Below are 18,938 nucleotides of genomic sequence, written 5' to 3'. Positions count from 1 at the left end.
GACGCCTTGCGGGACAAAACCGCGAGGCACCTCGTCAGGCGAACTTCGGCAGATGCAGCGGCAGGCCCTCGCAGGGCATATCGATCTCTTCGACTTGCCCCTTGCCGACTTCAGTCACGCGTAGCTTCTTGCCCTCGAGCGTGAAGGCACAATTCGTCGGCTGCGGCCCATCCAGGATCAGCCGGTCGACGACTTCACCCCGTCGGTCCAGCACCCTGACGTTCTTCTGGTTGTAGACCGTGCAATAGAGGCGGCCATCCGTGCCGAAGGCCATCCCGTCCGGACCTTTGAAATCGGGATTGGCATTCGGTTGCAGGACGTTGCCGAAGACCTCGCGTCTAGGCGAGGCTTCGCCGAGCACGTCATATCGGTAGATCTCGCCGGTGAAGGACGCGTTGGCATAGAGGTGATTGTCGGAGCCGAAAGCAATGCCGTTGGTGAAGCGGATCTTCCGATCGAGCACGCGTAGCACCTTCATGGCCGCCGGATCGATCTCATACACACGGCCGTCCCAATCAAGGTCCATATAGCCGTCGACGAAGGCCTGGCCGTTGATGAAATCTTCGGCCGCCATGCCGGAGTCGGTCAGGTAGAGCAGTCCGTTCGGGCCGAAGCAAAGATCGTTCGGAAATAGAAAGCGGTCCGTACCTTCGCCCTGCATGCGCCGGATCTCGTTTCCGCCGTCGTCGATGCAGATCAGCGCCCGGAGGCCTGCTTCCGCGATCCAGATCCGGCCGTGGCCATCAGTCGTCAACCCGTTCGGACGCCCGCCAGTCGTCCGGATCACCCTGCGATTGCCGCGAGAGTCAAGCCGTGTGATGCAAAGGGTCGACGCGGACATTTCGGTCACATACATCGATCCATCGGGCAGGCACACCGGCCCCTCCGGAGCTCCAATTCCGGTGGCAAACAGTCTCGACGCCATTTTTTCCTCCCGTTCTCCAGATTGCCGGCGCTCGTTACGAGATGACCAGGCCGCTGGCCGGATCGATCAGCACCACGCGATTGAGGTCGATGGCGAGGTTGATCCGCTCGCCATGGCTGCTGACGTCATGAGCCTGCAACTCCGCGACCGCATCGACGCCGCCGATCTTGATGGTGGTGAATGTACGGGTCCCCGTCGGCTGAATGAGGTCGACGACGGCCGAATAGGAGACCACCCCGTCGCGCGGAGGTCCGCCGCCAGCCCGGCTGAAGTGCTGGGGTCGAATGCCCACCAGAACTTCTTGGCCATCCGCACCTGTCCGCAATTTGGCTCTTGCATTCGGAAGCGTCAGCGCACCGCCGGACTGAAACACAACTGCGGCGCAGCCGCCGCTTGTCTTGAGGGTCGCCGGGACGAGGTTGATCGACGGAGACCCGAGGAAGCCGGCCACAAAGCCCGTACGAGGCTGCTCGAACAGTTCAAGCGGAGCCCCCTGCGGAAACACCTTCATCCTGAAGCCGTCGGAACGTGATCCATCCGCTTCGCTAATCATGGCGGAATGGCTGAAGGAAGCCGGCCTGCCGGATGGCGTCTTCAACGTGGTGCAGGGTGATAAGGAAGCCGTCGACGCGCTACTGCATCATCCGAACGTCTCGGCGGTCAGCTTCGTAGGGTCCACGCCCATTGCGCAGTACATCTATTCGACCGCCGCGAATACCGGAAAACGCTGTCAGGCTCTCGGCGGCGCCAAGAACCACATGATCGTGATGCCCGATGCCGACATGGATCAGGCGGTTGATGCACTGATGGGTGCCGCTTACGGCTCCGCCGGCGAACGCTGCATGGCGATTTCTGTTGCCGTACCGGTCGGCGAGGGGACCGCGGACAAGCTGATCTCAGCCTTGGAGCCGAAGGTTCGAGGCCTGAAGGTCGGGCCGGGTACCGATCCCGAGGCCGAGATGGGTCCTATCGTCACGAAGCAGCATCTGGACAAGGTCCGAAGCTACATCGATGCGGGCGTTGCGGACGGCGCGAAGTTGCTCGTCGACGGACGCAAATTCAAAATGCAGGGCTACGAAGACGGCTTCTTCCTGGGCGGGACTTTGTTCGATCACGTCAAGCCGAGCATGAAGATCTACAAGGAGGAGATCTTCGGGCCAGTGCTCTCGGTCGTGCGAGCACCGGATTATGCGACGGCCGCGCGGCTGATCAATGAGCACGAGTTCGGCAACGGGACATCGATCTTCACACGTGACGGCGATGCTGCTCGTGAATTTGCTCACCAGATCAAGGTCGGCATGGTCGGCATCAACGTTCCGATTCCGGTGCCGATGGCCTTCCACTCCTTCGGTGGATGGAAAGCGTCGATCTTCGGCGATCATCACATGCATGGACCGGAAGGCGTCCGCTTCAACACGCGAATGAAGACAGTGACAAGCCGCTGGCCAACCGGAATACGGGCCGGTGCCGAATTCGTCATGCCGACCATGTCATGACGGCTGCCGGATACTGCTTTTGTCTGTTCTCCCAGACTGCGAGGGCCATCGGCCCTCGTTCTTTTCATAGGTCATTCTAACGGCCTCTGTCTTAGAGAAATGCTCGAGCATGCCGCAGACAGTTGTGTTCGGCCGTAGCTCGAATGGCGGGTTTTGGCGCCCAAGAAACTTAAAAATGCTTTATCTTTCATTTGGGATTGACTGACACTCTCTCCGTCATTGGCGCGATTTTGTACGCCTCCGCATTTCGACTGAGGTCGACCGCGGGCGCCGAAAAAGTTGGGGTGCGGCCACGCATACTCGGGCCACAGCGACATACGCCTTGCGGCGGCCGATCTTGTCCGAAAGACTGACGAACACGACATACAGAGGCACGGTGATGATAGTGGCGCCGATAAGCATGTAGTTCGCCGTCAGATTCTCGACGCGGAGCACTTTGGCCAACAAGAAGAGCGAATAGAATTGACCTGTGTACCGGATCACGGCCTGCGCTGGCGCGAATTCAATTCAGTATTGGTCAAGCCGGTCTAACATTTCGCGCACACGAAAAGCGAGTTTTGCCTGAGAGATCGGCTTCTCTAATAGCTCGACGCCCTCATCAAGGCGCCCTTGGTGGACCACGGCATTTCGCGAGTAACCTGTCATGTACAGGATCTTGATGCCTGGGCGGATCTGCTGTGCGCGCCGGCCCATCTCCCGTCCATTGATTCCCGGCATGACGACATCCGTCAGCACAAGATCAACCTTCGGCTCTTCCTGCAGAAGGATGGTCAAGGCAGCCTGGGCGCTGGATGCCACAACCACGCGATAATTTAAATCTCGCAGAAGCTCAGAAACATATGCACGCAGGTCCGTATCATCTTCGACGACGAGTATCGTCTCCAGTTTCTCACCTTCCGGGCGAAACTCGTCTGCATTACCCTCGGCGGGTCGAGCATCTCCATGGTAGCGGGGGAAATACATTCTGATGCTGGTACCTTGGCCGACTTCGCTGTAGATCTTCACGTGCCCACCCGACTGCTTTACGAAACCATAGACTTGGCTAAGTCCGAGGCCTGTCCCTTGCCCGAGCTCTTTCGTGGTAAAAAAAGGCTCGAAAGCATGATTGAGGACGTCCGCGGTCATCCCGGTCCCAGTGTCTGTTACGCAAACGATGACATAATGGCCCGGGGAGAGCTCAGGATTCACTCGGCAATAGTCCTCGTCAGCTAATACGTTCATAGCCTCGACCGTGAGTTTGCCGCCATCCGGCATCGCGTCGCGTGCGTTGATACCGAGATTGATAATGGCAGACTCGAGGTGGTTGGTATCAGCCTCGATCGACCAGAGACCCGCACTTCCGACGGTTTGAACTTCGATGCGTTCACCGAGGGTACGTTGCAGAAACTCCTGCAATCCATTCAGAAAAATATTCAGATTGATAGGCTGCGGATCCAGCGCTTGCCGACGGGAGAATGCGAGCAGGCGGCTAGTCAGTGCTGCGGCACGCTGCGCGCCCCGCTTGGCATTGGCGAGTGCCCGCTGAAGATTCGTGCTGTTAGTCAGGCCGCGGCTGTTCCGCTCCGCGGTCTCAAGGTTGCCAAGCACGATCATCAGGAGATTATTGAAGTCGTGCGCGATCCCGCCGCTGAGCTGGCCTACCGCTTCGAGCTTCTGAGAGGCGGCTAACTGCTGCTGAGTGCGCTGGAGTTCGTCCTGGGCCTGCTTTCGCTCGGTTACGTCACGCGTTACTTTTGCAAACCCAACCAATTCGCCGGCCTCGTCGGTGATGCGATCGATGACAACTGACGCCCAAAAGCGACTGCTGTCCTTTCGCACTCGCCAACCTTCAGCCTCGAAGCGTCCCAATTTGGCCGCTTCGGCGAGCGCCCGTTTCGGTACGCCAGTTTGAATATCTTCAGGCGTGTAGAAGCGACTGAAGTGCTGACCGATAATTTCATCCGGATCGTAGCCTTTGATGCGCTGTGCACCCGGATTCCAGGTGGTTATATTGCCGGCAGGATCCAGCTGAAAAATCGCATAATCGACAACAGCCTCGATCAATCGACGGTATCGTCGCTCGCTCTCCAGCAGATCGTTGTGGGCCTGCTGACGTTCTGTGATGTCGCGCGTGACCTTTGCAAAGCCGATCACCTGACCTTGCTCGTCGCGGATCGCATCCACGACGACTAACGCCCAAAAGCGGGTCCCGTCTTTGCGGACGCGCCACCCTTCGGAACTGAACCGGCCGGTCTCTGCCGCAATTTTCAACGCTGTTTGGGGAAGCTCTTTCGCGCGATCCTCGGGCGGATAAAACAATGAGAAGGACTTGCCGATGATCTCGTCCGCTGAGTAGCCCTTCAATCGCTCGGCACCGGAGTTCCAACTGCGCACGGTGCCATCTACATCGATCATGTAGATGGCGTAGTCCACGATGGAGTCGATGAGCAGTTGAAGCGGCCGCGCGTCGGCGACCCCGTCGAGCTTTGTTTGCAGTGTTTTCAACGGGTGGAGCGCTCCCAAACAGGTTCAACGTATTTGGATGCGGGATTGTTCCGTACACCGTGGCATTGTGCCCCTGTCGCCGTGGCCGGCCGAGCAATGCTTAAGACCACAGGATCGCAAGTGGTGAGTATCGCCGTCGAGGCTCCGGCTTGGCCGGGGAACCCTGCCCGGGAGCAGAAGTTTCCATAAATCAAAGGCGGCTCCGCCTGCGGCGAAACGGGGGTTGATATGGATGAGGAAAAGCGGTTGCTCGACGGCTGTGAGCTCCCGAGGATTTCCACCGGAAATTTTGGTCTAGATGACATTCTCGGAGGCGGCTTTGATCCCGAGAGAATGTATCTGTTTGAAGGCCAACCCGGTTCAGGCAAGACAACCCTCGCTCTGGAATTTTTGCTGGAAGGAGTTCGCGTCGGCGAACCGACCCTCTACATCACGCTATCGGAGACTGAGCAAGAATTGCGTCTGGTCGCAAAGCGTCATGGGTGGTCGCTCAACGGCATTACAATCTTTGAATTGATCCCGCCTGAGACCACGCTGGATCCGAGCCAGGAACTCACGGTGCTGCATCCGGCCGAGATGGAGCTTAGCGAAACCACGCAGATGATCTTTGACCGGGTCGAGGCACTGGCGCCGGCGCGAATTGTACTCGATAGCCTGTCGGAGCTTCGCCTGCTGGCACAAAGCCCCCTTAGATACCGCCGTCAGATCCTCGCGTTGAAACACTTCTTTTCAGGTCGCAAGTCCACTGTGGTTTTGCTTGATGACCTTTCATCACAGCAGAACGATCTGCAATTGCATTCGATCGCCCATGGCGTTGTGCTTCTTGAACAGTTGGCAATCGATTACGGCGCGCAGCGGCGACGCCTTCGTGTCGTGAAGATGCGTGGTATCGAATTCAAGGGGGGATTTCACGACTTCACCATCCGGCATGGTGGTCTCATGGTTTACCCCCGACTTGTCGCAGCAGAACATCATAAGGAATTCGACAGCGACGTCGTCTTGAGCGGCAATCCGGAACTGGACACTCTTCTGGGCGGTGGCCTTGAGCGCGGAACGAATGTGCTCCTCATCGGTGCAGCGGGCGTTGGAAAATCATCGCTGGCGCTTACCTATGCGATCGCAGCCGCAGCCCGAAACGAACGCTCCGTGATTTTTGCCTTCGACGAAGGACGCGGCACTGTGAGTGCGCGAGCGAAGACGTTGGGACTTCCACTTCAAGACGGGCTCGATAAAGGCTTGATCGATTTTCAGCAAATCGACCCTGCTGAAATGGCGCCAGGCGAGTTTGCCGACGCGGTGCGGAGCAGCGTAGAACGTGCTGACGCGCGGGTAGTGATAATCGACAGCCTCAATGGCTATCTCAATGCGATGCCGGATGAGCGCTTTTTGATTCTTCAGATGCACGAGCTGCTGAGCTATCTCAGTCATCGCGGCGCCCTGACCATCCTCGTGCTGGCTCAGCATGGCCTCGTCGGACCGATGGATACGCCGCTGGACATTAGTTATCTCGCCGATGGCGTGCTGATGCTGCGTTATTTCGAGTTTGATGGCAGCGTGCGGCGCGCACTGTCCGTCGTGAAAAAGCGAAGCGGCAATCACGAACATACGATCCGAGAATTCAAACTGAGCCACCAAGGCATCACCGTCGGACCCCCGCTAAAGGGTTTCAGTGGCATTTTCGGCGGTACGCCGGTGTAGAAGGGGGAGGAGGCACCTTTGATGCCTCGGGACACCGATGGTCCGGCCTGAAACGCCAAAAGGCGTGGTTTTGGTCCTGATGCCCATTGGACGGGACGCGGCAACTGTTGCCAAGTTGATCGAAAGGGCAGGCTTACGTCCCGTGGTCTGCAACACGCTTCAGGAAGTGATAGAGAATCTCGAGTGGGTCATCGAAGTCGTGGTTGTGGCGGAGGAGGCGCTCTACGGCAATAATGCCCGCGTTCTGGAGGACTGGGTGGGCCGTCAGCCACCGTGGTCCGATCAACCCTTTGTCGTACTGACCAACCGCAATGAAGGTGGCAAGTTTGCCGCGTTCAGGCGGGAGTTGGTCATTCGCCTGCGTAACGTGGGCTTTCTCGAGCGCCCCTTGCAGGCCATCACGCTTCAGGCCACGGTACTTTCCGCAGAGCGCGCTCGAAGACGACAGTATCAAACTCGTGCGTACCTTGAGGCGCAGCGCGGCGCCTCTGCCGAACTGGAGCGTTTGGTTGCGGAGAGAACGGCTGACCTTGAGCGGGCGAACAGTCAACTCCGGGAAGAAATTGCGGGTCGCGAGCGGGCCCAGGCAGCGTTGCTGCAGGCACAGAAAATCGAGGCGTTGGGCCAACTTGTCGGCGGGGTCGCGCACGATTTCAATAACCTGCTTATGGCTGTCATCGGCAACCTCGACCTGCTTTCGAAAAAACTAGGTGAAGATGCTCGACTTCACAGGCTCCTGGATGGCGCCATGGAGGGCGCCCGCCGTGGCGCCACTCTAACACAAAGGCTACTCGCTTTTGCGCGCAAGCAGGAACTGAAGGCGCAAGCTACAGACGTCCGAAGTCTTGTGGAAGACATGATAGGCCTCATAGATCGTTCGGTGGGTCCGATGGTTCGGATCGAGCTTCACGCCGAAGACAATATGCCGGTCGTCGACGTCGACCCGAACCAGCTCGAAATGGCTCTGCTCAATCTCGCCGTGAATGCCCGGGACGCTATGATTACTGGCGGCGTCCTCACGATCGGGCTGTCCGAGCAAATTGTCGACATCGACGATCAGCTTGGTGTCCAACCAGGCCGATACGTGGTGCTCTCGGTGCGAGATACTGGAGAAGGAATGGACGCACAAACGCTGGCCCGGGCCGTAGAACCTTTCTTCTCAACGAAGGGAGTCGGCAAGGGCACGGGTTTGGGTTTGTCCATGGTGTTCGGCCTGGCGCAACAATCCGGAGGTGCCCTGCGGCTCGAAAGCACCCCCTCAAGCGGGACAACCGCCAGACTTTGGCTTCCCGTTGCCAGTGAAACGTCGCCGCCTTCCGGACGCGCGCCGAACATCGTTACCCAAGCCTCGGCGCCAGCGAAGATTCTTTTTGTAGACGACGATCTTCTGATCGCCGGCAGTACTGTCGATCTGCTGGAAGACCTGGGACATCAGGTGATTGAAGCGCATTCCGCCATTGAGGCGTTGCGGCTTCTTGAAAGTGGCTTAGCTGCTGATCTTTTAATAACCGACCACGCGATGCCAGGAATGACAGGAATCGAATTGGCCCGAGAAGTGCGCCGCCAATATCCTCGACTTCCGATCTTGCTTGCGACGGGGTTCGCTGAACTGGAAGGAAGCGAAGTGGTAGACGTCGCACGTCTCGCGAAACCTTACACGCAAGCTCAACTTGCGACGGAGATCGCGCACCTCCTGCCGAATGGAAGGGATGGCTTCTAATGCCGCTCAGCGGCAGCGTGCACCTGCCGGGTAGACGGATTTCGAGCCGTCCCTTCAGGTGGTTTGTGCGCGCGCCGTAGAAAAGCGGCGCTGCGGCCTTCCGCCGGGCGTCCCCCATTCGATGACGAGTGGGGGTAGTGCCTGAAACGCCGGGCCGTTATACGCGTTCGCTCAGGCCGCCTTGGACTCGATCTGGTGCACGTTGGCCTGCGCCGCGCCATTGATGGCGATGCGCAACGGCGGCGGCGTGAACTATGTTTTTTGGGGCCCGGCGCGCGGCGAAGTTCAGCTTGTGCTTCTGCTTCTCCCAACGGGCGTTGCTTACGAGCGCCCTCCAATGCGGCCCGCTCGGCCTCGATAGCCTAGTCGAACTAGCCCAGCGAGGCTTGATTGGTTCTTCAGCTTTCTCGCCCATGAGACCGGCTCGCTAGTCTGCGGGCGGGATCGGCGGGGCCGCGTTAAGAAGCTGCGATATCGCGGTTACGATCTGAGCAGGGGCAAAGGGCTTTGCAAGCAGTAGGCTGTTTGGGACGCCCTCGGACGCCCATTCCTCCCCGTGAGTGCCGGTCATGTAGATGATGGGCATCGTCGGATCGATCTCCCGGGCAGAGCGACCGACCTTCCATCCATCGAGCTTTCCCAGCAGGTTGATGTCGGTCACGACCGCCCGGAATTTGGATTCGTCGTCCTGCCTGCAAAAGAGTAATGGCTTCCTCGCCAGACGCCGTCAGGGTGGACGCAAAGCCGCCGTCTGAAAGAGCTTCTTCGACCATAGCCCGAATAAGCTGGTCGTCCTCGACGACCAGAATCTTAACCGCATCGGTCAAAGCCAATCTCCCCCTGGCTGCCTCGTCGCAGTCGCGCGGCAGGGTAAGACGTGGTGGAACAGTAAGTTCCATAATTGAGATCCTACTAGGGTATTTTCCAGCAAGGCCGCGCCAAGCACTAGACGCTAGGAAAGAGGTTAGGCGCGTAACTTATCATGCTACAAGCCGAAGGCGGGCCAGCCAGGGTTCGAAGGGACGAGTTCATGCCAACCCTCACGGGGACAGAATCCGTGACGTCTCCCGTCGCATCGACCGGGGCAACCAGACAGGAACTTCCGTACCGGTTGAGGCAACAGTCCTTGCTGGGCGAGTTCGGCCGAACCGCGCTGCAGACCCGCGACATCGGCCAGATACTCCAACGAGCGACGCAGCTCTGTGCCCAGGGTCTCGAAACACCTTTTGCCAAGGTCCTGGAGTACATGCCGGAGGAAAAACGGTTGCTGGTGAGCGCAGGCGTCGGATGGGCGCCGGAGACGATCGGCCAGATATCCCTGGGCGTCGATCTGGAGTCTCCCGCCGGCTACGCGTTCCATACCGGCCAAATCGTCATTTCCAACCACCTGCAGGAAGAAACCCGCTTTCGAACGCCGAAACTACTGTCGGAGCACGGCATCAAGCGCGCCATCAACGTTCTCATCGCGCGGGGCGGCGAAGGTCATCTACCGTTTGGTGTTCTGGAAGTCGACAGCGCTGACTCGGGTCAGTTCGATCTCGCGGATGCTGATTTCCTTGCCGGCTTTGCGGGCCTGCTCGGCATCGCCATTGAGCGGCAGCATGCCGACGCCGAGCTCCAAAAAGCCCTCGAGCACCAAGCCATGTTGACTCGAGAGATGAGCCACCGTGTCAAGAACAGCCTGGCGTCGGTGGTAGGCCTGCTCCGCGTCCAGTCCCGCAGCGCACAGTCCGAGGAAGTTCAAAACGCGCTCAAGGACGCCGCTTCCCGCATCACGACGATCGCCCAGGTTCACGACCACCTGTGGCGCAGCACCAGGATCGGGTTTGTCGATATTGCGGACTTCGCGGGCGAGCTTTGCAGGAAGCTGCAAGAAACGCTCGCCTACAAGATTGACTGTAAGTTCGACCACCTGATGATTCCGGCGGACAAGGCAATTCCGCTTGGCCTCCTGATCAATGAGCTTGTCACGAACGCGGCGAAGCACGCCTACTCCGACAAGTCCGGCGAAATCCAGGTGGCGGGCGCGGGGCGCGGAGCCGATTTGCATGTCGTGGTAGCGGATCAGGGCGTGGGACTGCCGGCGGATTTCGATATGGACCAGCCGCGAGCGAGCCTGGGCTTCAAGGTGATCAAGAGCCTGCTTGCCCAACTCAATGGACGCATCGCGGTCTCATCAAACGAGCCAAAGGGCACAACAATCCAACTTGATGTGCCGCTCGATTAGAGGAAGTTCCGTCCATCCTACATCCCGGACCTGTCATGGCTTCACGAACTGATAGGCGAAGCGATCGGTCTCGCCCTTGATCGAGGGATCGAACACCTTCATCGAGTGCGGATCGTCCTTGTTCGCGAGCATTGTGCTTTCCGCGTCCAGTACGAAGCCGGCCGCCTCCACCTCCTCGCAGTGAGATTCATGCACTCGTGGATGCCAACGGCCTGCCGGTCCGGCTGGCGCTGACGCCCGACGAGGCTCACGAGAATCGGCTTGCCAGAAAGCGACTATCTTGTCTGAAGCGCGGATCGATGCAGCTTTCTGACGTGGCTACGACGCCGACTGGATTAAGGAGCTCGCCACGAAGAACGGCGCATGGGCCAACGTCCCGCCAACCCGATCTGCTTCGCTCACCGTGCACCAAGATGGTGCACCATGTTTTGCCGGCGCCCCACTGACCCGACAGCAAGCCATGCCCCACCGCTGGCATCAGCCGTTTGATTAGCCATGCCTTGAGCGGCCGCGGATCTGCATCCCCGTGTGAATTGTGAATAAAGTGCGGCAACTTCGGATCCTGCCGCGACGCCTCATCGATTTCGTCGAGATCATCCTCAATATCGTCTTCGTCTGGATCTGGCGCCGGTGTCTCCGGTTTAGGCGAAATTGGCTTGAGTATCTCCCGCGGCGCGTTTCGACAATTTTCTCGGGCGCCTTCATGCCGTCGAGCAGCGGCAACGCCCTATCAGTGTACTTGCTGGCGCTCCTGGAGATCTCGCGGGAAGTCGACCCTCTGCGAAATAGCGGCCGGCAACCTACTCGTTGCGTTGCCACACGCACGCTCGATGTTTCAGCGAGCGCCGTTCTCGTTGCGAAAGGCAGCAATGAAATCGCAACGAATTGGGTGAAACGACCGTGAACAAAACGGGACGAGGACGATCACCACACCAAGAAAGATCAATAACTTAGAAGATGCTCACTGCGTTCGGGACGCCGTGGTCTTAAGCCATCAGATCGCAACTTGAACCGAATGTCGGTATCGGTGGTTGCGCCTCCGCAATTTGAACCTGCGAAAATCTTGCCCGACCAGGCCGAGAACTGCGCACCGCTATGCAACCGAGCTCGGCGAATTGCTTAGCTAGGTACCGTAGATACAGGCCCTATGAGAAAACTTTTCGGTCGTTCCGTCAGTACGGTTCAACCAGAAGCATTTCGTACCGAAGTCAGCAGTTCGGACGTTAAAGTGGGTAATTCCGCATCCCTTCTTGGCCTCGGCATCGGGATGGTGCTCCAGTGCCGCTCGTAGAATCACTGTGTCATTGGCGCCAACCCGATCGCCCACGTCGTACCGGTGAAGCATGTCATTCAAATAAGCAACGGCGTCACCTCTTTTGGCGAAGTGCAGTGGGCCGAGGTCGATCGGCTTCGCGGGCATGTGAAACCTCCATTCCAATCAAGCGGTAGAATTGCTGTCCACGTCGTCGAGCGGCAGAAGCCGATCGCGTAGCTCGCGGACGATGATGACCGGGAAATCCATGGCTTCGAGCTGACCTTCGCGTTCGGTGACCCACGCCACGCATTCCTCCTTACTGAGATCGGTCTTCTCGTACAAGGCAACCGCGCTCATGCGGGAGAGACCGAGTTCCATGAGTGAGAGGAGGGTCCTCGACGAAATACCAAACTCAAGTTGTGTGCCGATGTCCAAGCCGTGATCAATCAGGTCCTCACGGTTGATCTGGCGGAGATGCATGTGCAGGACATCCATGTAGGCGGACAGATACTTCGGCGCCTTGAATCGCGCGACTTGCTCGACCAGCTCCATCGTGTTGCGGATCTGCACCGGAAGGCTGTAGGTCCTACCGGTGGTACGGTGCCACTCGATGTTCCCGCGGATCATCTCGGCCAACCTCAAGGACTCGGGCGCCTATCTGCTCACCACATTCATGCGGCTCGGGTCCATTTCGGCGGCCAGTCTCTCGAAGCGCCACGATGCCGCGTCGATGGCATATTGCCGAAGTGGAACGCGACCCCGCGTTCAACGAGCGGTGCAAGGCGGAAGTTGGGGCGTACGCCCTTCCGGGCGAGGTCGGCGAGCTGTGCAAGCTCCGGATCGATTGAGCCAGGCTGAGGCAGGAGCTGGCTAACCAGATCGGCGACATCCTCCGACTCTCCGGCGCCGTTCGTGTAGACGAGCGTTCCGCCTCTCTGGCCCGCCGCTGCGGCGATGAAGGCGAGGCGCTTCCTAAGTCCCGCTGGCGTGCTTGCGAGCTGGAGCGTTCCGACTGGAAGTGTCGAACCCTGCTGTCGGACGGTCAGGTTCCAGAGCTTCGGCTTGCGTGGGGTTTGGTTCGCGACGATCAGGTTCTGGAGAACGGTGGGAGCGTCGCTGTCGACGGCGACAGTCTGCACACCGTCGGGCGCGTCCGTTAGCAATGCCTCCGGGTTCTGTGTCGCGGGGCTGATGAATACGACCTTCAGCTTCGAGTTCGCACGGCTAGCCCGCTCTACGGCGTCCTGCAAGATCACGCCGCGTTGGCTGTCCTCGATTTTGTGCGCCTCGTCCACGATAAGCAGGTCAATTGAGAACGCGTCGCCGAGCACGTTGGCGAGAAGGTGCAGCCGCTCCTGCGTGGAGACTAGAATTACTTGCGCGCCTCCAGCGCGCGCCGCTTCGTACTTGTCACGGAGGGGAAGGGACGACACCTCGATGCGCTTGGTCTTGCCGAGAAGACCTTGGAGAGTGGTCTCGATCTCCGAAACTAACACGCGGGTAGGGGCGAGGTAGACTGCGACCCGGGTGTCACCCGCGCTTAGTTGGTCGATCAACCACTGAAGGACGAGAAACGTCTTCCCGGAGGCAGTGGGGGCGGACGCCGAGAGCCAACTTCCTCCGCCCGCATTGGCCAGAAGCGTTGCTGAAAATCGTTCACCTGCAGCCAAGCGCCGCTCGATTCCACCAGGATGGAACGGTCCATCTCGCGCCGCTGGGATTCAAGGCGCAGCGCCACACCTAGCCGTCCGGTCGAGACCGGCCGTCAGTAGGTGGCGATCGTTGGCTAGCGTGATGGCCCGGTAATTGGAGAGCTTGCCCAACAGGACAGCGCCCGCGTCCTTGAGTGCTTGATCGTCCGTCAGAGAGATCGCCGCAGTTGCGATCCGGAGCGCGGCCTCCTGGTCGATCCGTTGATCGGACCGCGCCAATATGCTGCCGGCGAGCAGCAGCCTTGGCCAATCGATCGCCACGGCAGAGGGGGCGGCGGGTTCGGGCACTAGGTTGTCAAGTTCGGTGCGCACGGTGAGTCGAATGATCGCATCGAGATCGTCGCGAATTCCTTCCTGAAGAAGCCACGACTGGAGACCGACTAGGCTCATTCCGTCTTAATCCCCATCGCTCTGAGAAATGCGGCGCGGAAGCCGTCGGCCGACGGCAGCGGGATGCAAAACAGCTCGATTTCCATCTGGTCGAGCTTCTCCGACTTGAGCCGCTCGCCGATCCTTTTGCTCCAAACGGCCAGTTCCGCGCGTGAGGCCTCAACGATCTCCTCCGCGATCGCCTTTACGTCATCTTTCGGATAGAACGGCGCGTCGAAGCCCACCAGGGCCACGCCGCAGTATTGGACCCGCTTGGACATCACCGACGACTTGTCAAAATACTTCTTCAGCGCGTCGGTGAGCGTCGCATCACTGAGGTCGGCCTTGTCGCTCAGGAGCACCAGATCGCGTTCCCTGTCGGTCTCCTCGTGTTCTGGTTCAATGAGGAAGGGAGCGAGTGAGGCGAGGCAGTCGCGGATCGCGGCTCCCGCGTCCTTGTAGATTTTGGATTCACCCCAGTAGAGCTTCGGGATGCCTTCCGGCATCACGCCAGCGTACACCCCATCGGCTCCATGGTAGTGTAGGCGCGTGTCTGTCTTGAGATCCATCTTGCACAGAATCTGAGGCAGCTTGAGGAAGCGCTCGGCCAATAAGAACAGCAGCATCTCGCCGCCCTCTCCGGTCTTCGCCAAATCGGTGAACGACCGCTTGGCGCGCTCGACGAGTTCGGCGACCGCCTCGGTGCTATTGTACTTGGCGTCGCGCGCTTTCGCTGCAGCGAGCTTCGAGCGCGGTATCGCATAGTCGACTACGGCGTTCCGCATGAACTCCGCCAGCCGGTGCGGCTGGACGCGGCCGTTTCCATCCACTGTGAGGCAATGACAGTGGATCTTGACCGAATGACCCTCGATGAGGACGTCGCGCTCCACCAACATGAGGTGAACGTCGAGTGCTTCCGGATTCCCTGTCAGCGCGGACGTGAGATCAGTCGCGGTGATGGTCGACAGACGGCCTACCCCCTTGTTCGTACGCCCGTCTGCCCCCAGACGAGTCAACCCATAATTGTAACCACCTAGACCTCCGCAGTCCATGTTCGGCGGGAATTGCCATCGAATCCGCGATGATCGCGAGCGGCGCTTTCATGCGCTGCGGACTAGACCAAAGCCTTCACGCGCGTCGTCGCTGTTGCTCGCAAGTCTAGAGCAGCATCGCATGCTCTTTACGAAAACATGCTCGGCAATAACGCGCCTGCCGTCTGCTCTTGGATGGTTGGCTTCTCGGAAACGACTGACCAAGGTAGGAGCCGATGTGCCCCTATTGTGCCCCCGCTTTTTTGGGGCACATTACAGGGGAAGCCAGCGACTAAATCATTGAATTCAGGTTTGAAATGGTGGGCGCACAAGGGATCGAACCTTGGACCTCTCCCGTGTGAAGGGAACGCTCTCCCGCTGAGCTATGCGCCCGGGACCATCATGCAGGCGGCCGGACTTGTCAGTCGGCCGGCACATGGAGCCCGCGATTTAGAAGTGCGGGCCGAAGGTGTCAAGTTTTCAGGCGGGTTGCGGCCGCAAAACCTTCCGCAAGCCACGCAATTCGCATGCGGGGCCGGGTTTCGGCCCGCTTAGGCGCCCTGCTGGCGGGCGCGGGAGGCGTGGGCCTGGAGCGCGCGGATGCGCTCGGCGAGCGTTCCGCCGCCCTCGGGCAGGCTCGCGGCGCCCGGGCCCTTGGTCGCAGCGTCGTTGGCCGGGCGCGGTGCCGGCTTGGGCGGCTGGCCGGCCTCGGCGGCGAGCAGCGCCTCGATGGGCGAGTTCGGGCCTTCGAGCTGCATCGCGAGCTTCGCCACTTCCGCGGCGATGTCGTTGATGCGCTCGCGCAGAAGCGCGTTCTCCATCCGCTCGGTGGCCCAGGAACTCTCCGCCTGCTGCTGGATCGCGTTGATGTCGCGCTGCAGCTTGGCGCGCTCGTCGCGCGCGCTGCGGAGCTGCTCCTCGAGCGCGGACTTCTCCGCACGCAGCGCCTCGAACGCGGCCGACGATTTGCCGCCGCTCAAGCCTGCGAGCTCGACGCGCAGCTCCTTCACGGTGCGTTCGGCATTGTCATTGGCCTGGCGCAGCTGGTTGTTCTCGTAGTCGCGCTCGGCGAGCAGCTTGCCCTGCGTGGCGAGGCGCGCCTCGAGGTCGGCGACGCGCCCGGACAGCATCTCGGCCTCCTTCACCTGCACGATGAGCTGGCGGTCGAGCTCGGTGACGCGCTGGCTCAGATTCTCGACGCGGCCGCGGGCTTCGGCGAGCTCGCGCGAGGCGGTCTCGGATTCGGTCCGCTCCTGCGCGAGGCGCGTCTGCGTCGCCGCGAACTCCTTTTCGGCATCACCGACGCGATTCTTCAGTTCCTCGATCTGCGCGCGTACCGCGACCAGCTCGACCTGGCGGCTTTCCGCCATCATCGAGCGGTCGGAGAGCTCGGTGTTGATCCTTGCGAGCTCGGCCTGCTTGTCGGCTAGCGCGATCTCGGCCTCGCGCAATGATGCGGTCTTGGCGGCGAACTCTTCTTCGGTGGCGCGGAGCTGCTCCTTCACCGCCTTCTCGCGCGCCTCCAGCGCGAAGATCGTGGCGTTCTTTTCGCCGAGCTCGATCTTCATGCGGTTGATGGCGTCGCTCTTCTTGCCGAGCTCGGCGAGCTGGCTCGTGGTCTTGTTCTTGAGCTGTTCGACGCTCATCTCGAGCCGCCGCGCCGACATGGCGAATTCGGCGCGGAGCTGGTCCTTGTCGGCCTGGATCTCGGCCATCGACAGCGGGGTGGCGGCCTCGAGCCGGCGCGTGGTCAGGCGCACCGCGCGGTTATGCACCAGCGGCACGATGGCGAGCCCGCACAGCATCGAGAGCAGGAAACCGATCGCCAGGTACATGATCGGCTCGACCATGGGCCAGAACTCCGAGAGCTAAGGAAAAATTTACCAACGACAATGCCATGGCGGGCCGGCAAAAGGCCAGCCCCGCTCTGTCGTTAACCTTGATCCTTAAGCGGAGGGGGAACGGTGCCTAGAACGGGTTCCAGGTCGCACTGGGCGTGTATTTGAGATAGCCGATATTGGCGCCCAGCCGCAGGCCGAGGCCGGAGCGGATCGGCACCAGCACGATGTTGTTGGCGGTCAGCGCCGTCATGCCGAAGCCGCCGATGATATAGGCCGAGCCGTCGAGGCCGGCGAAGCGCTGGTAGATCGCGTTGGTGGCAGGCAGGTTGTAGACCAGCGTCATGGTGCGGGCGCCGTCGCCACCCCAGTCGAAGCCGAGCGAGGGGCCCTGCCAATAGACGCGCAGATCGCCGGCGTTCTTCGTGTAGAGCGTGCCTTCGCCGTAGCGCAGGCCCGCGACGAAGGCGCCGGACCCTTCCTCACCCAGGATATATCCGTTCGGCAGGCCCCATTGGCTGACCGCCTTCTCGATGATCGAGGCAAGCCCGCGCGAGACATTGCCGAAGAAGCGGTGGCCGGCGGTGACGAGTTCGTCCGGCCCATAGGTGCTGGGGGTCTGGGTTCGCTGCGGCGGCGGCAGGTTGGGCGGCGGTGCCTGCTGAGCGGAGGCCGGCACGATCCAGCCGACCATCGCGACGAGCGCGAGTGCAGCAAGGCGTGATGCGAAAGTCATAAAAAGAACCCCTGGTATCGAAACCGATCGCTTCCTTAACCTGACGCCAACAGGCACGGCTCTAGGTTGCGCCGGATGTCCCCTCGACTCGGATGTTATCCGCAGCAACTATGACGGCACAACGGCAGGAAGATAGCCCTTTGCGCCCCGGAATTGCCTTGATCGGCCGCCTCGTCTGCCTGCTGGCAGGCATCTGGATCGATTGCGTGGGGTTGCCGGCGGAGGCTGCCACCACCGAGCGGATCGTCGTCAACCGTTTCAGCGGCGTCGCCATCGAGGGCTTCGACCCCGTCGCCTATTTCGTCGATGGCGCGGCCGCGCGAGGCAAGGCGCAGTTCGAGGCCAACCTCTGGGGCGCGGTCTGGCGCTTCCGGAACGAGGGCAACCGGGCTTCCTTCCTGGCCCATCCCGAGATCTACGGACCGCAGTTCGGCGGCTATGATCCCGCCGACATCGCCCGCGGCGTCGTCATCGCCGGCAATCCCCGCTTCTTCGCGATCGTGGCGCAGCAGCTCTATCTGTTCAGCCGGGAAGCCAACCGCGATGCCTTCGCCGCGGATCCCGAGCGCTTCCTCTATGACGTTCGCAAGCGCTGGCCGATGCTGCAGAACACGCTCGGTCAGTAGCTTTGTACCGCCTGTGGGTCGCCCCAGGCGATGAACTCCGGGATGATGAAACCGCCGCCGCTGCGCTGGCCGAAGCGAAGCTCGCCGCCCTTGCCGTCGGTCACCCTGCCGCCCGCCGCGGTCACGACCGCGCTTCCAGCTCCGACGTCCCATTCGGAAGTTGGTCCGAAGCGGGGATAGATGTCGGCGCTGCCTTCCGCGATACGGCCGAATTTCACCGCCGAGCCGCACGTCTTCCTCACGGCATTGGGCCGGTTGTCGATGAACGCCTCGCTCTTGGGATCGCCATGGGAGCGGCTCACCGCCGCGATCCAGGGTTCGCCCTGCGGCGGCAGCCTGCGGGTGCGGATCGGTTCGGCCGTGCCAATCATCGTGCCGTCAAAGCTGACCCGCTCGGCGCCGCGCCCGGCAATGCCGCGCCAGAGCAGCCCGAGCGCAGGCGCGGAGACGATGCCGAGCAGCGGCACGCCTTCGGTCACCAGAGCGAGATTGACGGTGAACTCGTCGCGGCCGGCGACGAATTCCTTGGTGCCGTCGAGCGGATCGATCAGGAAGAAGCTGCCCCGGAACGGCGGGGCGGCGAGCTGGGTCCGCTCTTCCGACAGCATCGGCACGTCGCCGGCGAGCTCCGCGAGGCCCTCCGCGATGATGCGGTCGGCGGCAAGGTCCGCTTCGGTCACCGGCGAGCCGTCCTGCTTGCCGTCGACCCGCATCGCGGCGCGGTTGACGGCTAGGATCGCTTCGCCCGCCTTCACCACCAGCGCGGTGAGCGGCTCCATCAGGCCGGATGCGGCCGCATCGTCGATCACCCTCACTTGCGT

16 protein-coding genes, 1 tRNA gene and 2 pseudogenes are annotated in these 18,938 nt (G+C 60.8%); 6 read left to right on the top strand and 13 right to left on the bottom strand.

The features are described from left to right. Positions 1 to 34: 34 nt before the first annotated feature. The gene (locus LPJ38_RS35340) at positions 35 to 925 is read right to left on the bottom strand and encodes an SMP-30/gluconolactonase/LRE family protein (protein WP_011084962.1); all 891 of its coding nucleotides are present in this window, start codon (positions 923 to 925) and stop codon (positions 35 to 37) included. A gap of 34 nt (positions 926 to 959) precedes the next feature. Continuing rightward, entirely contained in the window at positions 960 to 1,436 is a 477-nt protein-coding gene (locus LPJ38_RS35335) for an ATP-binding cassette domain-containing protein (RefSeq protein WP_202557216.1), read from the bottom strand. Between LPJ38_RS35335 and mmsA the strand changes: the two are divergent. Then, positions 1,420 to 2,421: pseudogene (gene mmsA / locus LPJ38_RS35330) on the top strand (CoA-acylating methylmalonate-semialdehyde dehydrogenase); the annotation flags it as partial. The gene LPJ38_RS35335 and the pseudogene mmsA overlap by 17 nt on opposite strands. 507 nt (positions 2,422 to 2,928) lie before the next feature. Here mmsA and LPJ38_RS35325 read toward each other — a convergent pair. After that, the gene (locus LPJ38_RS35325; RefSeq protein ID WP_014497709.1) at positions 2,929 to 4,923 is read right to left on the bottom strand and encodes a hybrid sensor histidine kinase/response regulator; all 1,995 of its coding nucleotides are present in this window, start codon (positions 4,921 to 4,923) and stop codon (positions 2,929 to 2,931) included. A 210-nt stretch (positions 4,924 to 5,133) separates the two neighbouring features. On the opposite strand from LPJ38_RS35325, the gene LPJ38_RS35320 reads away from it, so the two are divergent. Next, the gene (locus LPJ38_RS35320) at positions 5,134 to 6,603 is read left to right on the top strand and encodes an ATPase domain-containing protein (protein WP_145642887.1); all 1,470 of its coding nucleotides are present in this window, start codon (positions 5,134 to 5,136) and stop codon (positions 6,601 to 6,603) included. A gap of 37 nt (positions 6,604 to 6,640) precedes the next feature. Then, positions 6,641 to 8,323, top strand: coding sequence for an ATP-binding protein (locus tag LPJ38_RS35315; RefSeq protein WP_014497707.1), 1,683 nt, complete (start codon positions 6,641 to 6,643; stop codon positions 8,321 to 8,323). Between the two features lie 427 nt (positions 8,324 to 8,750). Here LPJ38_RS35315 and LPJ38_RS35310 read toward each other — a convergent pair whose 3' ends face one another. Continuing rightward, positions 8,751 to 8,984 carry a response regulator gene (locus LPJ38_RS35310; RefSeq protein ID WP_014497706.1) on the bottom strand — a complete coding sequence of 78 codons (234 nt, stop codon included), beginning with the start codon at positions 8,982 to 8,984 and terminating at the stop codon, positions 8,751 to 8,753. Between the two features lie 369 nt (positions 8,985 to 9,353). Between LPJ38_RS35310 and LPJ38_RS35305 the strand changes: the two genes are divergently transcribed. Both LPJ38_RS35305 and LPJ38_RS35300 read left to right on the top strand, forming a co-directional pair. Continuing rightward, positions 9,354 to 10,550 (top strand): sensor histidine kinase, encoded by a 1,197-nt coding sequence (locus LPJ38_RS35305; protein ID WP_014497705.1) that lies wholly within the window; start codon positions 9,354 to 9,356, stop codon positions 10,548 to 10,550. A gap of 179 nt (positions 10,551 to 10,729) precedes the next feature. Further along, positions 10,730 to 10,932, top strand: a pseudogene (locus tag LPJ38_RS35300) (transposase); the annotation flags it as partial. A gap of 741 nt (positions 10,933 to 11,673) precedes the next feature. Here the strand turns inward: LPJ38_RS35300 and LPJ38_RS35295 are convergent. The 8 genes from LPJ38_RS35295 to LPJ38_RS35260 form a co-directional block, all read right to left on the bottom strand. Continuing rightward, the gene (locus LPJ38_RS35295; RefSeq protein WP_011084973.1) at positions 11,674 to 11,970 is read right to left on the bottom strand and encodes a DCL family protein; all 297 of its coding nucleotides are present in this window, start codon (positions 11,968 to 11,970) and stop codon (positions 11,674 to 11,676) included. Positions 11,971 to 11,988: 18 nt separating this feature from the next. Beyond that, positions 11,989 to 12,432, bottom strand: a complete 444-nt coding sequence (locus LPJ38_RS35290) for a hypothetical protein (RefSeq protein WP_231088689.1) — start codon at positions 12,430 to 12,432, stop codon at positions 11,989 to 11,991. Positions 12,433 to 12,476: 44 nt separating this feature from the next. Then, a complete protein-coding gene (locus LPJ38_RS35285; protein ID WP_014497703.1) occupies positions 12,477 to 13,475 on the bottom strand; it encodes a DEAD/DEAH box helicase in 999 nt (332 codons plus the stop codon). Between the two features lie 51 nt (positions 13,476 to 13,526). Further along, positions 13,527 to 13,907: a hypothetical protein gene (locus tag LPJ38_RS35280; protein ID WP_011084976.1), complete on the bottom strand. Its 381-nt coding sequence runs from the start codon at positions 13,905 to 13,907 to the stop codon at positions 13,527 to 13,529. After that, entirely contained in the window at positions 13,904 to 14,902 is a 999-nt protein-coding gene (locus tag LPJ38_RS35275) for a HamA C-terminal domain-containing protein (RefSeq protein WP_231088509.1), read from the bottom strand. The genes LPJ38_RS35280 and LPJ38_RS35275 overlap by 4 nt, the downstream gene beginning before the upstream one ends. A gap of 333 nt (positions 14,903 to 15,235) precedes the next feature. Next, positions 15,236 to 15,310 (bottom strand) — tRNA-Val (locus LPJ38_RS35270). A 158-nt stretch (positions 15,311 to 15,468) separates the two neighbouring features. Next, positions 15,469 to 16,767 carry a coiled-coil domain-containing protein gene (locus tag LPJ38_RS35265; protein WP_145642889.1) on the bottom strand — a complete coding sequence of 433 codons (1,299 nt, stop codon included), beginning with the start codon at positions 16,765 to 16,767 and terminating at the stop codon, positions 15,469 to 15,471. 118 nt (positions 16,768 to 16,885) lie between these two features. Further along, positions 16,886 to 17,491, bottom strand: coding sequence for a DUF1134 domain-containing protein (locus tag LPJ38_RS35260; protein WP_008563691.1), 606 nt, complete (start codon positions 17,489 to 17,491; stop codon positions 16,886 to 16,888). A 140-nt stretch (positions 17,492 to 17,631) separates the two neighbouring features. Between LPJ38_RS35260 and LPJ38_RS35255 the strand changes: the two genes are divergently transcribed. Continuing rightward, complete coding sequence (locus LPJ38_RS35255) at positions 17,632 to 18,117, top strand: YHS domain-containing (seleno)protein (protein ID WP_145642891.1); 486 nt, start codon at positions 17,632 to 17,634, stop codon at positions 18,115 to 18,117. Here LPJ38_RS35255 and cysQ read toward each other — a convergent pair. Further along, positions 18,111 to 18,896 (bottom strand): 3'(2'),5'-bisphosphate nucleotidase CysQ, encoded by a 786-nt coding sequence (gene cysQ / locus LPJ38_RS35250; RefSeq protein WP_145642895.1) that lies wholly within the window; start codon positions 18,894 to 18,896, stop codon positions 18,111 to 18,113. The genes LPJ38_RS35255 and cysQ overlap by 7 nt on opposite strands. Between the last annotated feature and the right edge of the window lie 42 nt (positions 18,897 to 18,938).

Origin of the sequence: Bradyrhizobium daqingense, assembly GCF_021044685.1 — a bacterium.
GTDB classification, from domain to species: Bacteria; Pseudomonadota; Alphaproteobacteria; order Rhizobiales; family Xanthobacteraceae; genus Bradyrhizobium; species Bradyrhizobium daqingense.
Note: the sequence above shows the minus strand (reverse complement) of the source record. Positions and strands in the feature narration are given on the sequence as shown.